The 14,650-nt window shown below is 35.8% G+C and carries 12 protein-coding genes; 4 read left to right on the plus strand and 8 right to left on the minus strand.

Annotated features, from left to right (window positions below):
* The first annotated feature begins 40 nt into the window (after positions 1–40).
* Together B5440_RS06975 and B5440_RS06980 are read left to right on the plus strand one after the other, a co-directional pair.
* On the plus strand, positions 41–451 hold the full coding sequence (locus B5440_RS06975; RefSeq protein ID WP_070055487.1) for a helix-turn-helix domain-containing protein: 411 nt from the start codon (positions 41–43) through the stop codon (positions 449–451).
* 49 nt (positions 452–500) lie between these two features.
* Entirely contained in the window at positions 501–875 is a 375-nt protein-coding gene (locus B5440_RS06980) for a DNA topoisomerase IV (RefSeq protein WP_070055540.1), read from the plus strand.
* A gap of 1 nt (position 876) precedes the next feature.
* On the opposite strand, the gene mscL is transcribed toward B5440_RS06980, so the two are convergent.
* The 7 genes from mscL to B5440_RS07015 all read right to left on the minus strand — a co-directional run bounded on the left by mscL (position 877) and on the right by B5440_RS07015 (position 12,136).
* Complete coding sequence (gene mscL, locus B5440_RS06985; protein ID WP_070055486.1) at positions 877–1,332, minus strand: large-conductance mechanosensitive channel protein MscL; 456 nt, start codon at positions 1,330–1,332, stop codon at positions 877–879.
* Positions 1,333–3,981 carry a DNA gyrase/topoisomerase IV subunit A gene (locus B5440_RS06990; protein WP_070055485.1) on the minus strand — a complete coding sequence of 883 codons (2,649 nt, stop codon included), beginning with the start codon at positions 3,979–3,981 and terminating at the stop codon, positions 1,333–1,335.
* The gene (locus B5440_RS06995; protein ID WP_057483048.1) at positions 3,981–4,463 is read right to left on the minus strand and encodes a hypothetical protein; all 483 of its coding nucleotides are present in this window, start codon (positions 4,461–4,463) and stop codon (positions 3,981–3,983) included. The genes B5440_RS06990 and B5440_RS06995 overlap by 1 nt, the downstream gene beginning before the upstream one ends.
* Complete coding sequence (locus B5440_RS07000) at positions 4,460–6,322, minus strand: DNA topoisomerase IV subunit B (protein WP_070055484.1); 1,863 nt, start codon at positions 6,320–6,322, stop codon at positions 4,460–4,462. Before B5440_RS07000 ends, B5440_RS06995 begins: the two co-directional genes overlap by 4 nt.
* A gap of 123 nt (positions 6,323–6,445) precedes the next feature.
* On the minus strand, positions 6,446–6,874 hold the full coding sequence (locus tag B5440_RS07005; RefSeq protein WP_070055483.1) for a response regulator: 429 nt from the start codon (positions 6,872–6,874) through the stop codon (positions 6,446–6,448).
* 95 nt (positions 6,875–6,969) lie between these two features.
* The gene (locus tag B5440_RS07010) at positions 6,970–11,313 is read right to left on the minus strand and encodes a PAS domain-containing protein (protein WP_070055482.1); all 4,344 of its coding nucleotides are present in this window, start codon (positions 11,311–11,313) and stop codon (positions 6,970–6,972) included.
* A 277-nt stretch (positions 11,314–11,590) separates the two neighbouring features.
* Positions 11,591–12,136, minus strand: a complete 546-nt coding sequence (locus tag B5440_RS07015) for a T9SS type A sorting domain-containing protein (protein ID WP_070055481.1) — start codon at positions 12,134–12,136, stop codon at positions 11,591–11,593.
* A 269-nt stretch (positions 12,137–12,405) separates the two neighbouring features.
* On the opposite strand from B5440_RS07015, the gene B5440_RS07020 reads away from it, so the two are divergent.
* The gene (locus B5440_RS07020) at positions 12,406–12,984 is read left to right on the plus strand and encodes a helix-turn-helix domain-containing protein (protein WP_079711098.1); all 579 of its coding nucleotides are present in this window, start codon (positions 12,406–12,408) and stop codon (positions 12,982–12,984) included.
* 102 nt (positions 12,985–13,086) lie between these two features.
* On the opposite strand, the gene B5440_RS07025 is transcribed toward B5440_RS07020, so the two are convergent.
* The gene (locus tag B5440_RS07025; RefSeq protein WP_070055480.1) at positions 13,087–13,440 is read right to left on the minus strand and encodes a 4Fe-4S dicluster domain-containing protein; all 354 of its coding nucleotides are present in this window, start codon (positions 13,438–13,440) and stop codon (positions 13,087–13,089) included.
* 134 nt (positions 13,441–13,574) lie between these two features.
* Between B5440_RS07025 and B5440_RS07030 the strand changes: the two genes are divergently transcribed.
* Entirely contained in the window at positions 13,575–14,624 is a 1,050-nt protein-coding gene (locus B5440_RS07030; protein WP_070055479.1) for an acyl-CoA reductase, read from the plus strand.
* Positions 14,625–14,650: the final 26 nt, after the last annotated feature.

Here is a 14,650-nt window from a genome sequence, read left to right on the forward strand (position 1 = left end):
TTACATTTGTAAATAGCAATTTGGCTTTATATAATTTACAATGGTAAACACGGAAGATTTTTCTAAAAGGTTGCATAGAATACTGGAATTCTATGAATTATCGGCCGCTGGTTTTGCCGATAAAATTGAGGTAGGCCGCTCTTCTATTTCGCATATTTTATCTGGCAGAAATAAGCCAAGTTTAGACTTTGTAATGAAGATCGTAAAGTCTTTTCCGGAAGTAGAATTATACTGGCTGTTAAACGGAAAAGGAAGTTTTCCTCCTTCAGAAAAACCTACACCTCCACCTTTAACCAAACAGAAAATTAGCACAACTCAACCACCAAGCGAACAAAATATCCAGGAGAAAAGTGAAATGCCTTTTTCTTTTCCGCCGCAAGGAAAAAGCAAACCCATTAGAAAAATTGTTATTTTTTATGAAGATGGCACTTTTGAAGCCTTTGAAAATTGACAGTCCGAGGAAAATAGGTTTATTTTGCAGTTCAAAAGGAATTGCAATAATGAAGAAGCTTTTACTAATTTTAAGCCTGGTTTTTATTTTTACAGGCTGCTTTGAACCGGAAAGAAACTGTGCAGATTTTAAAACAGGCACATTTGAGTATAAAACCTATTTAAACGGCGAATTAGCCACTTCTACCTTTATAAGGAACGATTCTATAGAAATTGATAAATTCCAGGGGAAATCAGACACCTCATCGGTTAGATGGATAAATGACTGCGAGTATATCCTTAAAAATCTAAACCCAAAGAGTATGGCTGAAGAAAAACCCATTCATATGAAGATCTTAACCACCAATAAAGATGGTTATACCTTTGAATATGGGATTGTAGGCCAGGATAAAAAACAACGCGGCCAGGTAGACCGCGTGAAATAGATTAATCTTTATTCGAAAAATTCTTTTTAAGCAACCGGTTTTGCTCTTCCATAAGATGGTTCATTTTCGACAGAAGCTCAATATCTTTTGGGGTCACTTCCCGCTTGTCATCAGGGTTTTCGGCTTTAGTTCTAAATCGGTTCATAACTTTTATCACCAGAAAAATAGTAAAACCAATAATAATAAAATCCAGGAAAGCTTCTATTAAAGCACCGTAGCCAATGGCTACTTTCTCAATAGCAATAACACCTTCTGCTTCCGCAACCCCATCGCGTAACACCCATTTTTTATCGGCAAATTCAATACCGTTGGTCATAAGGCTTAAAGGTGGCATCACCACTTCTTTAACCAGGGTATTGACAACAGAGTTAAAAGCGGTACCTATTATAATACCTACCGCCATATCTACCATATTTCCCTTTATGGCAAACTCTTTAAATTCTTTTATAATCCCCATTTACTCATCAAATAATGTTCCCTGGCTTTCAGAAGAGTCCCCTTTATCTTCTTTTTTACCCACGATATTTAACTTGTTCTTTTCTTCTGAAACCGCTTCATCGTCTATCACTTCAATATCTTCTGCTGGTGTTTCTTCTTCCTCTTCGTATGGTAAAGGTTCTAACGGATTTATCTGTTTCACCTTATCTGTAGTTAATTGGTTTCCAAGAGCCTTAATGCCCTTTACCGAAATAAATTCTTCAATATTCACTTCTTCGTTAGGACGCTGTTCTTTGCCACGTTGTTTTGAGAATACGATTTCTGCTTGCGGGTAATAATCGGTAGAAACCAGTTCTAAATAGGAGTTTTCATGTTCGCTGATAAACTTTTCTTCTTTATCTGGATTTTCAATTAAAAAACGTTTTACATAAAAACGCTCTTTTTCCGGTTCCCAGTAAATTGCTGAAATTGGCTTTTTCGGCACCCATTTTTCCAGTACTACCATTTCTTCATCAAAACGGGTAGTAAGTTCAGGAATTATGGTTTTTGCAGTTCCGTCCTGAGTAACGATCAAAATTCGATCTTCTCCCCTAAATTCTCCAAGGAGTTCTCCACGTTCATCAACATTCAATCTTTTTACCGTTTCATCAAACCAGATTCTTCTTGGCTTTAAAGTAGAAACGCCTTCTTCTTTAAGTTCAACGCGTTTTACAGCATATTTGGTAACAATATTTCCTTTTACGTTTCTGCCCTTAATAAGCATATCGGCAAAGTCTACATCAAATTTTAATTTTTTAATGCTACCAACTTGTCTTAAAAATATAGTCACTACTTCAGCTTCACCATTCGGGTTTGCTGTAAAGTAATGCACTTTTGAATCTTTTTTCCCCTGGGATAAATCGTATTCCCTATCCCGAGTAACCGAAGTTACCGAGAAACGTTTTATATATGAGGCACCAGCTTTACCGTCTCGGTAGATCATATTATAAATGGTACGCTTATCCTTTTTCTTAAAGATGGCAACGTGAATAATATCTTTCCCAATAAAGGTTTTAGTATCTACCTTGGTGACCATCATTTTACCATCTGCAGTAAAACAAATAATATCGTCTATATCACTACAATCGGTTACATATTCGTCTTTCTTAAGCGCGGTACCAATAAAACCTTCTTTACGGTTTACATAAAGTTTTGAGTTTCTAATCACCACCTTGGTTGCTTCTATATCATCAAAAATACGAAGCTCGGTTTTTCGATCCTTTTCTTTTCCGTAATCTTTCTTAAGTTTAGTGAAATAGGCAACGGCGTAATCTACCAAATGATCTAAATGATGTTTCACATTGGCGATCTCATCTTCTAAAGACTCAATTTTTTGTTGTGCTTTATCTAAATCGAATTTCGAAATTCTCTTGATCCTAATTTCGGTAAGCCTGGAAATATCTTCGCGGGTTACTGCGCGCTTTAGGTGTTTTATATGTGGTTTTAAACCTTCATCTATGGCATTGATCACGCCATCCCAGGTTTCCTCCTCTTCTATCTCACGATAGATTCGTTTTTCAATAAAAATTCGCTCTAAAGATGAAAAATGCCATTGCTCTTCCAATTCGTCAAGCGTGATCTCTAATTCCCTTTTCAGCAAATGAAGCGTATGATCTGTAGAGCTTCTCAATATTTCTGAAACTCCAAGGAAAATAGGTTTATTATCTATAATTACACAGCCAAGCGGTGCGATAGAATTTTCGCAATAAGTGAATGCATAAAGTGCATCTATAGTCCTATCTGGCGAGATATTATTTGGTAGATGAATAAGTATCTCAACTTCAGCAGCTGTATTATCCTCAATCTTCTTGATCTTAATCTTACCCTTATCGTTTGCTTTTAAAATGGAATCTATAAGGCTTGTGGTAGTGGTTCCATAGGGAATTTCGGTAATTGCCAGGGTATTTTTATCATACTGGCTAATTTTAGCCCGAACTCTAACACGGCCTCCACGCTTACCATCGTTGTAATTTGAAATATCAGCAATTCCACCGGTTGGAAAATCGGGGAATAAGGTGAATTTTTTTCCTTTTAAATGTTTTATAGAAGCATCTATAAGTTCATTAAAATTATGCGGAAGCACGCGAGTACTCAAACCTACAGCAATACCCTCAGCTCCCTGAGCAAGCAACATTGGGAATTTTACCGGCAGGTTTACGGGCTCCTTCTTTCTACCATCGTAAGAAAGTTGCCATTCAGTTAATTTCGGATTAAATAAAACTTCCAGTGCAAATTTAGATAAACGGGCTTCAATATATCTTGGTGCGGCAGAACGGTCTCCGGTTAAAATATTTCCCCAGTTTCCCTGGGTATCTATAAGAATATCCTTTTGGCCAATTTGCACCATGGCATCGCCAATACTGGCATCACCGTGCGGGTGATACTGCATGGTATGCCCAACGATATTCGCTACTTTATTATAACGACCATCGTCCAGATCTTTCATAGAATGCATGATACGGCGCTGCACCGGTTTAAAACCATCTTCCATGGCAGGTACCGCACGTTCCAGAATCACATAAGATGCATAATCAAGAAACCAGTCTTTGTACATCCCGGTTACTTTTATAAGCTCTTCTTTTGGTTGTTCTAAATGTTCATCTTTAGCTTCTTCCTGGTTTTCTTCCATTAAGCTGTAGTTTTTTGATTTTCCACTATTTTCTGCATAGAAGCTATCATGCCACGCTTCTTTTTACGGCTGAGAAAAGTAGTATTAAAAGTATATTTTTTGTACCCGCGTCTTCTGCGAGAACTTATGTAAATTGTTACTGCGGAATAAAAAAAGTAATCGCTGAATCTAAATTTCCCAAGTTTTCTTTTTGGGAATTCGGCTTTCTTTACCCGGTATTCCATAAATTTTGAAAAGAAAACCCCGTTATTCTTTAGATTCAGGGTTTCACCATCACTATCAAAGTCAAAACTCTGACCTATTTTGTGTACATAAAAACCAAGTATAAGCACCACAATATTTGGCACATAATGGCTAAACCTTACCGGTTCTTCGCTGCTCATGAGCTCAATATTCACAAAAATGTTGGTAACAAATATCGCCACCAAAACGATGTACATTGAAGGAACTATTTTTACTTCATTTCTATTGGTGAATCTCATAAGCCTAACTCTTCAATAAGGTCAAGTTCAACTTTAAGATTGTCAATAATAAATTCCTGCCTGTCTGGCGTATTTTTACCCATATAGAAATTAAGCATTTCGTCTATAGACTTTTCTTTGTCCAGCATCACGGGATCTAATCGAATATCTTCTCCAATAAAATGCTGAAATTCATCTGGAGAGATTTCACCTAAACCTTTAAATCGAGTGATTTCAGCTTTTCCGGTTAATTTTTCTACCGCATTTCTTCTTTCGGTTTCGCTGTAGCAATAAATGGTTTCTTTTTTATTACGAACCCTGAATAAAGGCGTTTGCAGAATATATAAATGATTTTCCTTGATCAGTTCAGGAAAAAACTGAAGGAAAAATGTAATAAGCAACAACCTAATATGCATTCCATCTACATCGGCATCAGTTGCAATTACTATATTGTTGTACCTAAGATCTTCTAAAGATTCTTCAATATTTAATGCGGCCTGTAATAAATTGAATTCTTCATTTTCGTAAACTATCTTTTTACTTAAGCCATAACTGTTTAAAGGTTTTCCCTTTAAGCTGAAAACCGCTTGCGTATTTACATCGCGAGATTTAGTAATAGAACCACTCGCCGAATCTCCCTCGGTAATAAACAAAGTAGTTTCTAAATAGCGTTCTTTTTTACTGTCACCGAGATGAATACGGCAATCACGTAATTTTTTATTGTGAAGACTGGCTTTTTTAGCCCGATCTTTTGCAAGTTTTCTAATTCCCGAAAGATCTTTACGTTCTCTTTCTGCTTGCAGTATTTTACGCTGAAGCCTATCGGCAGTTTCCTGATTTTTATGCAGGTAATTATCCAGCTGTGTTTTTAGAAAATCGTTAATGTATGTCCGTACGGTAGGCATTTTCCCACCCATATCTGTAGAACCTAATTTTGTTTTGGTCTGGCTTTCAAAAACAGGTTCCATCACTTTAATACTAATTGCCGATACTATAGATTTTCTAATATCGCTGGCATCGTAATTTTTTCCGTAGAACTCGCGTACCGTTTTAACTATTGCCTCTCTAAAAGCCGCCAGGTGTGTTCCTCCCTGGGAAGTATTTTGCCCATTCACAAAAGAATGATATTCTTCACTATATTGGGCTTTACTATGTGTTAATGCAACTTCAATATCCTCACCGCGCATATGAATAATTTCATACAAACGCTCATCTTCGTGAATACTATCTTTTAAAAGATCTTTAAGTCCGTTTTCTGAATAGAATTTTTCGCCGTTAAAAATTATGGTTAACCCGGGATTCAGGTACACATAATTTTTCAGCATTTTTTCTATGTATTCATTTCGGAACTTAAAATTCTTAAAAATAACCTCATCGGGAACAAAGGTTACTTTGGTTCCGCGACGGCGGGAAGTTTCATCAAGATGTTCTTCATCTTTTAATTCTCCCTGCTCAAATTCGGCAGCGTGAGATTTCCCATCCCTGGAAGATTCTACTCTAAAATATGAGGAAAGTGCATTTACTGCTTTAGTACCAACTCCATTAAGTCCTACCGACTTCTTAAAGGCGCGGGTATCGTATTTCCCGCCCGTATTCATTTTTGAAACTACATCAACTACTTTCCCTAAAGGAATTCCACGACCATAGTCACGAACAATAACACGCTGATTTTGCACCGAGATCTCAATGGTTTTTCCAGATCCCATTACAAATTCGTCAACACTGTTATCCAGCACTTCTTTTAAGAGAATATAAATCCCATCATCTGCACTGGAGCCGTCTCCCAGCTTACCAATGTACATTCCGGGACGCATCCTAATATGTTCTTTCCAGTCTAAAGACCGTATATTATCTTCAGTATACTTCGTTTCCTGGCTCATAAGTAGTTCATGGAGTTGTGGCGCTAATATAAGGCATAGCCCAAAAAGTTAAAACAAAGCTGGACTATTTTAATTAACAAAGATTTAAAATTTAATGTTAACTATAATTTTAAGGAAAAATAACTATTTAGAAGGAAGTTTCACCAAATTCACCCAAAACTCTTCAATTTGATTAACGGCTTTCATAAAATCGCCAACTTCTATAGGTTTTGTAATATAACAGTTAGCATAATTCTGGTAAGAATTATCAATGTCTTCCTGGGATGATGAAGTGGTAAGCATTATTACCGGTATCTTTTTTAAAGTCTCGTGTTGCTTTATAAATCTTAGCACTTCGTGGCCATTCATTTTTGGAAGGTTCACGTCTAATAGAATTAGATCTGGAGTAAGTGCTTTTACAAAAGCTCCATCTTTATTCAAGAAATCTACGGCTTCCCTGCCATCTCTAACCACACTTAACTTGTTGAGAATTCTACCTTCTTCAAGAGCTTCGGTTGTTAATATAACATCTCCTTCATTATCTTCAACTAAAAGTATGTGCACAGATTCCATAGTCATAAAAAATATTTAGTATAATATAAGCATATTAATACAGATTATTTAAAATTACTTTAACTAAAAATACAAGTTAAAATGTAAGAATTATATTACAATTTAGCAATATTTTTAGAAATCGTAAAATGAAATGTAGTCCCTTCGCCTTCCCGGGATTCCAGCCATATTTTACCGCCAAGATTTTCTATGATCTTTTTCGTCACTGCAAGCCCCATACCGGTACCAGAATATTCTTCACGGCGATGCAAACGCTGAAATATTACAAAAATACGATCAAAATATTCCTGCTCTATTCCAATCCCATTGTCTTGAATAGTAAACTCCCAGAAATCTTCAGTTTCGTTGTGTTTTATGTTTATTTCCGGATTTACCCCTTCTTTACTATATTTTATCGCATTACTAATTAAATTCTGAAAAACCTGTCTTATCGGGCTTTTAGGTGCTTCTATTACCGGTAGGGTTTCGGTTATAATTCTTACTTTTTTATCTGAAATCTTTTTTCGATAAAGGTGTTTTACATCATCCAGGACATCATTTATATCAACTGTCTCCAGTTTATCTTCGGTTCTCCCTACCCTCGAAAACTCTAAAAGATCCAGGATAATTTGCCGCATTCTTTTTGCTCCATCTACCGCAAAATCTATATATAGCAAAGCTTTTTCATCTAATACATCAGCATATTTTTTCTCTAATTGGGTTAAAAAACTGGTTACCATACGAAGCGGTTCCTGGAGATCGTGAGAAGCCACGTAGGCAAATTGCTCTAATTCAGCATTAGAAATTGCAAGTTCCTTGGCCCTTTCCTTTAAATCAGCATTCAGTTTTGTTAGAGAGATCTCGTATTGCTTTTTACGGGTAATATCTTGCATTGCACCTACTATCCTTAGGGCTTTTCCCTTTTTATCCCGCACCACAAAACCTCTGTCAAAAACATCTAAATATTCTCCATGGGCATTTCTATATCTATATTCTTCTTCCCAAATAGTCTCTTCTCCTTGAATGAACTTTTGGAAACCATCCAAAACCCTTTCCAGGTCTTCGGGATGAATTTTATTATACCAAGTAGATAGCTGTGGCTTAAACTCATTTAATCTATATCCAAACAAAGTCTCAAAACCGGCGCCCCAAAATAAGTTACCGTCAACCATATTATAATCCCAAATAGCATCTGAAGTGGCTTTGGTTACATACCGGTATCTTTCATTCGCGCTTTCAAGTTCTTTTTCGTAGGCTTTTATATTGGTAATATCCCGCAAAACTCCTATCATCCTTACCGCTTCGCCCTCTTCATTCCTAATAATATATCCGTTTTCAATAATGTCAAGATAACTACCGTCAGCTTTTCTAAAACAATATTCAGAATTCCATCTATTTATATTAGTATTTTTTAGACTGGCTTCCAGGTCTCGTTCTACTACAGCAACATCATCGGGATGCACACCGGAACTCCATTTATCTAAGTTAGAATGTTTGCCGTCACGCTCATAGCCAAACATTTTATAAAAACCATCTCCCCATTGTAATTCATCGTTTATAACATCCCAATCATAAATAGCATCTTCGGTGGCATTATTTACAAATTCGAAACGCTGGTTACTTCGTTTTAAAGCGATCTCATTCAGATGAAATTCTATTATTAATTGCAACAGTCCAATTGTTCTCCTAATAGTTCTTTTTTCCTGGCTTTTCTCTGGTAAGGGATCATTTTTATAGAAAACAGAAAATATTCCCAGCGTCTCTCCTTTTGAATCTATAATAGGAAAAGACCAACAGCAATCAATTTTATTTTCTAAAGCTATGGTCTTCAACGGGGAATCCATGGCATCTTCAATTTTTAAAATTTTTGATGTTTTTCCTTTAAAATTCAACTCACAAATTCCATTTTCCTCTTTAATTTTTCGCCCTTCCAGAACCTCGACTAAATTTGCAGGAGCACCTCCCGAAGCCCAATTGTGTAGTTTGCCATTTTCCAATTTCCGTATGATGAAAAAGGCATTAGGATTTATAGCCTCTAATTTTTCGAGATAAAAATTTAAAATCTGCTTTAATCTTAAACCTTTTTTAAAGTTCATTTCCAGGATTTTGCGCTCCAGGTATTCCAGTTCCTGAAAACGCAATTTTTCGGTAACATCCCTGGAATTTGCAACAAAACCTTTTACAGCTGGATCGTCCATAAGGTTGGTTACCGTGGTTTCCAACCAACGCCAACCACCATTTTTATGACTAAATCTAAACGGACTTATTTCTAATCTTTTTTTCGATAAAATCTTTTCAAATTTCTCCTGAACTCTTTCCACGTCTTCCGGGTGAATAAACTCAAAAGCATTTCGATTACTGAAATCCTCAGGTGTGTACCCCAATACAGAAATGGAAGTAGGGCTGGCATACTTATAATCCCCATTTTCATCTAATAAAGCGATGAGATCTCCACCCTCCTGCACCAGGCCTTTAAAACGCTGTTCACTAAGCTGAAGCTGTTCTTCTGCGAGTTTCCGCTTAGAAATATCAGTCATTATACCTCTAAGCCACTTTACCTTTCCGTCTTCTTTAACTATTGAAACCACATCGCTCACCCAAACATAACTGCCATCTCCTCTTAGCATCCTATATTCAAAACTGTGGTTTTTTTCTTCCTCCACCTGATTCATACAGAAATTAACTGCGTCTTCCCGGTCTTCAGGATGAATGTGAGATTCCCAGAATTTGGGATCGTGGTACCATTTAGAAGGCTCAATTCCTATAAGGTCTATAGCCTGCCTGCTCACAAAAGTGAATTCAAATGTTCCAATATCTAGTTCCCAAAAAACACCTTCGATACTTTGTATCAATCCTTCGTATTGTTCCTTTGCTTTATTCAAAGCAATTTCGGCCTCTTTTTTCTTTGAAATATCTATTCCTATACATTGAATTTCTGTGGGATTCCCTTCAGCATCAGTAAGAGCAACAAAATCCCAAACTGTAGTGCGTACCTTCCCATCACGCCTTGGCTTTCCTATTTCTATCTGAAAGGTTTCATTAGGGTTTTCCAGGCACTTTAGGGCTGTGGCTTCTACTTTAGGTCTATCTTCCTCAATTACAGCTACCATGCAGCTGTCTCCTATTACTCCAGATTTTTCATGTATCCAACCAAAATCTTCCTTAAATTTATTATTAAAATAAGTATAATTTCCGTGAATATCTGTTCTAATCACATAATTAGTCTGCGAATCCAGCAAACTACTCTGCCTGGATTCATTGATCTCTAATAATTCGTAAGCTACTTTTTCTTCGGTTACATCAAGCACTATAGAATCCCAAACTATGCTACCGTCAGAAAGTTTTTGAGGCGCTCCAATTCCTCTATTCCACCTAATTCCTTTATCTGGGTGGTTTATTCGCCATTCTTTGGACCATACCTGCATATTTTTAGCAGATTCCATTATAGTCTCGTTAACGTATTCGAAATCCTCTTTACTGTATAAATCCCATATTCTTTTATTATCACGAGTAGCCTCATCGGCAGAAATACCCCAAACCTCTTTCGCTCCTTCACTCACATACATTAATTCATCCTCCCCGTTAGGTTTAAGTTTATATCTAAATACAACTCCGGGAACGTTATCGTTTATATGCTTCAGTCTGGTTTCAACAAATTTTCGAGAAGTAATATCCTGGGTAGCACCGTATATACGAAGACATTTTCCGTTCTTAAATTCTGTTTTCCCGGTAGCTCTTATCCACCTATCATTATTTTTAGCGGTAACTATTTCCAGTTCAAGGTCAAATCCTTCTCCGGTTTCAATAGCGTTTGAAACTGCATTACTTATTATAGTTTTATCTCTATCTTTTTTATAAAAATCTATGGCGGTTTCCAGGTTAGGGATATAGTCCTGTGGAACTTCGTGAATTTTTTTTAGCATATTACACCAATGTAGCTTACCTTCTTCCACATCCAATTCCCAGCTTCCTATTTGCGCTACCTCTTGAGTCTCCTTTAATAGGTTTTCATTTTCCCTAAGGGTTTTTAAGGAAGTTTGTTCTTTTTCTTTAGCTATAACTGTATGTGTAATATCACGAAGACGGTGTAATATAAAGTCGGTTTCCCCTTTATCGTTTGTAATAGGAATATTATCTGCCTCCCAGAATTTACGTTGTAAAGTTCCTGTCTCAGAGTCGGTGAGATCGTATCTAAACGATGATATATGATCTGGTTTTCCAGATTCTAATGCATTTTGCAAAGAAGAAGAAAGTATATCTACAAATTCCTGATCCACGCTCTCACCGGTAAAAAATTCTATTAGATCACCCCCTAAAAGTTTTTCCTTTTTGATTCCGGTAATTTCTTCAAAAGAACGATTAACCTCAATTATATTGAATCTTGGTAAATCTGGTTTTAATAACACGCAGTTGTCTGGAAAAGACTGAAATATTTCCTTTAATTGGGCAGGGCTTATCATTGTAGGCTAATTACGGATTTCACTAAGGATACAAAACTCCATTTCAGGCTGAAAATACTTAAAATCTTTTAAATAATTTAACAGCCGGGTACAAAAAAACCGAAGCCTTCAGTTAGCACTTCGGTTTTATAATAAAACATAAAATAATTTTATTTCATTAAAAAATACTTCCAATACCTCATGAACTTGGGCAGCTCCGAAAACATTTAAATTAGCCATAAAAAAAGCAGGAATTTATGGCTTAAACCCCTGCTTTTATTTAATACAATTAGTTTAATTAGATAGCTAGTTTTTCAGTAAAAACCTCGCCAGAAACACTTACTTTAAAAGTATATTCACCTTTTGGCATTTTCGAAAAGTCAAGTGTTTTATTCATAGTGTAAGTTTTCTCTCTCATCTCTCCAACTAACTCACCATTAGCATCGTATACTCTAAGGCTGGCATAGGTTTTTGAAGGATTAGTCAGGAAAAATCTCACTTCTTTAGCGTTAACCCTATAGATGGGCTTAAACACTACGGCTGCTGTTTTAGCTTCAATTTTAATCCCGCTAGAAGATTTTTTAATTACCGTAGTATAAATGCCATTAAGATCTTCAGTATTTAAGAAATAAGTTCCGGCAGGAATTCGACTAAAATCAATTTGTTTACTGTAATTGCCATCTAACGCCGGGCTATCTTTAAATAAGATAAAGCCAGAAATATCTTTTAAACTTATAGTACTTACCTCATCTAACTCTATAATAAGAGTTTGCTCTTCTTTTACACTAACCTCCACACGATTAGCCGCATAAATGTTTATTCCTGTAATTAAAGCTACTAGCAATAACGAATTTTTCAATAGTTTTTCATAATCCTGTTTTTTAACTGTTAATACTCCTTATTTTCATTTACAAAGATAAGCCAGGATTTCCCTTTAGAATAGTAGTGAATAAACAAGAAAATGTTCATTATTAACCTTTGTAATTATTTAATAGTTGTTTATTGTACAAATAGCATATTTTAGGGTTAATTTTGCTTTAAAGCAGAACATTAAGCTCACATTATATAAAAGTTAATTTATTGATGATATGATAAAAACCAGCAAACCTTCTTTTGAAAAAGTTGATCCAAGCTTTGGAAGTTCATTTTCTTTTAAAAGTTTTACTGGAGCGGGCTAAGAAAGGAATCGTCTTCCAGGGAGAAGATAAAATACTAATTGGTGAAAAAATTGAAGCTTTAAGTTCTCTTACTAATTACAAACGCCTTTTAGGCCTACTGGATGTGCTTAATATGCTTGAGAATGCAAAAGATTTCACCCTATTAAATGCTGAAGGATTTGTACTTGATACAGAGTTAGAAGACAACAACAGGATAAATGTGATCTTTAATTTTGTGAAAAACGAGTTTAAAAGAAATATAACATTAGAAGAAATTGCCAACCTGATAAGTTTAACGGTTCCTGCATTTTGCCGGTATTTTAAAAAAACAACAGGAAAAACTTTCGTCCAGTTTGTAAATGAATACCGACTGATTCACGCTGCTAAATTACTTCACCAAAAACAAATAAGCATTACCGATGTGTGTTTTGAGAGTGGCTACAATAATTTTAGCCATTTTAATAAGCAGTTTAAAAAGTTTACGGGAAAATCTCCCTCGGTTTATCGCAATGAGATCAAGTTTGCAGTTTCTTAAAAAAAGAATGAAACTCTATAATTTCATTTAGAGTATAAACTAAAAAAGATCCTGCTTCTATAGAAACAAGATCTTTTACGTATAAATTTTCGGTAGTTAATACTACTCGTCTCCGTGCATAAATTTTTGCTTCCCAAGTAGTTCTTCCTCTGTTTCAACGTGCTCATCATCTGGCACGCAGCAATCTACGGGACAAACCGCCGCACATTGTGGTTCTTCGTGAAATCCTTTACACTCCGTACATTTATCGGGTACAATATAATAGATCTCATCACTAATAGGTTCCTGTGCCTCATTTGCATCAGCTTCTTTTCCATTTGGTAGCACTACATTTCCTTCCAGATCTGTACCATCGGCATAACGCCAATCGTCTGCACCTTCATAAATAGCTGTATTTGGGCACTCGGGCTCGCAGGCTCCGCAGTTTATACATTCATCTGTTATAACAATTGCCATAGCTTTCTTTCTTTGTAAATTAATTAACTCAAAACTTATGTGGTATTTCCCCTGTAATTTTAGGAGTTTGCCTGCTTAAGTTTTAATTTCGCATACAAATTTAAAGCCATTGGCTATCATAACCAAATAAGGAAATGACAATCGAAGAAAGAAAATCATATTTTGTTGAACTGGGAAAATTCCTGAGTCTTTTTGGGGATAAGACTAATAATTCAGTAAAAATCACACCTCGTAACGAAAGATTTTTTAATGAATTGAATGATAAAATAGAGCAGTCTATTCATTATAACGGTTGGTTTACCCGGGAAAATGTAATTTTTTCCCTTCAGCAATGGAGCAAAACGCTAACTACAAGCAATTTGGATACCTGGCTTAAACCTTATGAATTTAACCAGGATGAGCAAAAAACAGTAGCCATTGTCATGGCCGGGAATATCCCATTGGTTGGGTTTCATGACTTTCTTTCGGTTTTAATATCTGGGCATAAAGTACTGGTAAAACAATCTTCTAACGATAAACAATTGTTACCGGTAATTGCCGGTTTTTTAATGGAGATCGCTCCTGAATTTGAAAATCGAATAAAATTTACAGAGGATAGACTAAGCGATTTTGATGCGGTGATCGCTACCGGAAGCAACAATACCGCACGTTATTTTGAATATTACTTTAAAGGAAAACCTAGTATTATTAGAAAAAACAGAAATTCGGTAGCTATTCTCACCGGTAAAGAAAGTAAAGAAGAACTGGAAGCTTTGGGCGAAGATATTTTCAGGTATTTTGGTTTAGGTTGCCGGAATGTATCCAAGCTTTATGTCCCAAAAGAATATGATTTCGATAATTTTTTCAAAGCTATTTATCCCTGGAATACTTTATTGAATTCAGCTAAATACGCCAACAATTACGATTATAACAAAGCCGTATATTTAATGAGTGAATTCAAATTACTGGAAAACGGTTTTCTTATCCTGAAAAAAGACGAAAGTTTCGGTTCCCCTATCGCCACTTTATTTTATGAAGAATATGAAGATGAAAAAAACTTACAGGAAAAACTTCAACAAAATAAAGAAAATCTACAGTGCGTTGTAGGCCGTGAAGCTGAAGTTGATTTTGGCCAAACCCAGCAACCAAAATTATGGGATTATGCCGATGGGGTAGATACTTTAAAATTTTTAGAAGAACTTTAAAACATAAGACTAACCACTTTTATAAA

The sequence above is a fragment of the Salegentibacter salarius genome (assembly GCF_900168265.1).
Lineage (GTDB): Bacteria > Bacteroidota > Bacteroidia > Flavobacteriales > Flavobacteriaceae > Salegentibacter > Salegentibacter salarius.

Coding starts and splice junctions, on each gene's coding strand:
- B5440_RS07005 (WP_070055483.1), bottom strand. CDS start 6,874: ATGGAATCTGTGCACATACTTTTAGTTGAAGATAATGAAGGAGATGTT.
- B5440_RS06980 (WP_070055540.1), top strand. CDS start 501: ATGAAGAAGCTTTTACTAATTTTAAGCCTGGTTTTTATTTTTACAGGC.
- B5440_RS07000 (WP_070055484.1), bottom strand. CDS start 6,322: ATGAGCCAGGAAACGAAGTATACTGAAGATAATATACGGTCTTTAGAC.
- mscL (WP_070055486.1), bottom strand. CDS start 1,332: ATGGGGATTATAAAAGAATTTAAAGAGTTTGCCATAAAGGGAAATATG.
- B5440_RS06990 (WP_070055485.1), bottom strand. CDS start 3,981: ATGGAAGAAAACCAGGAAGAAGCTAAAGATGAACATTTAGAACAACCA.
- B5440_RS06995 (WP_057483048.1), bottom strand. CDS start 4,463: ATGAGATTCACCAATAGAAATGAAGTAAAAATAGTTCCTTCAATGTAC.
- B5440_RS06975 (WP_070055487.1), top strand. CDS start 41: ATGGTAAACACGGAAGATTTTTCTAAAAGGTTGCATAGAATACTGGAA.
- B5440_RS07025 (WP_070055480.1), bottom strand. CDS start 13,440: ATGGCAATTGTTATAACAGATGAATGTATAAACTGCGGAGCCTGCGAG.
- B5440_RS07010 (WP_070055482.1), bottom strand. CDS start 11,313: ATGATAAGCCCTGCCCAATTAAAGGAAATATTTCAGTCTTTTCCAGAC.
- B5440_RS07030 (WP_070055479.1), top strand. CDS start 13,575: ATGACAATCGAAGAAAGAAAATCATATTTTGTTGAACTGGGAAAATTC.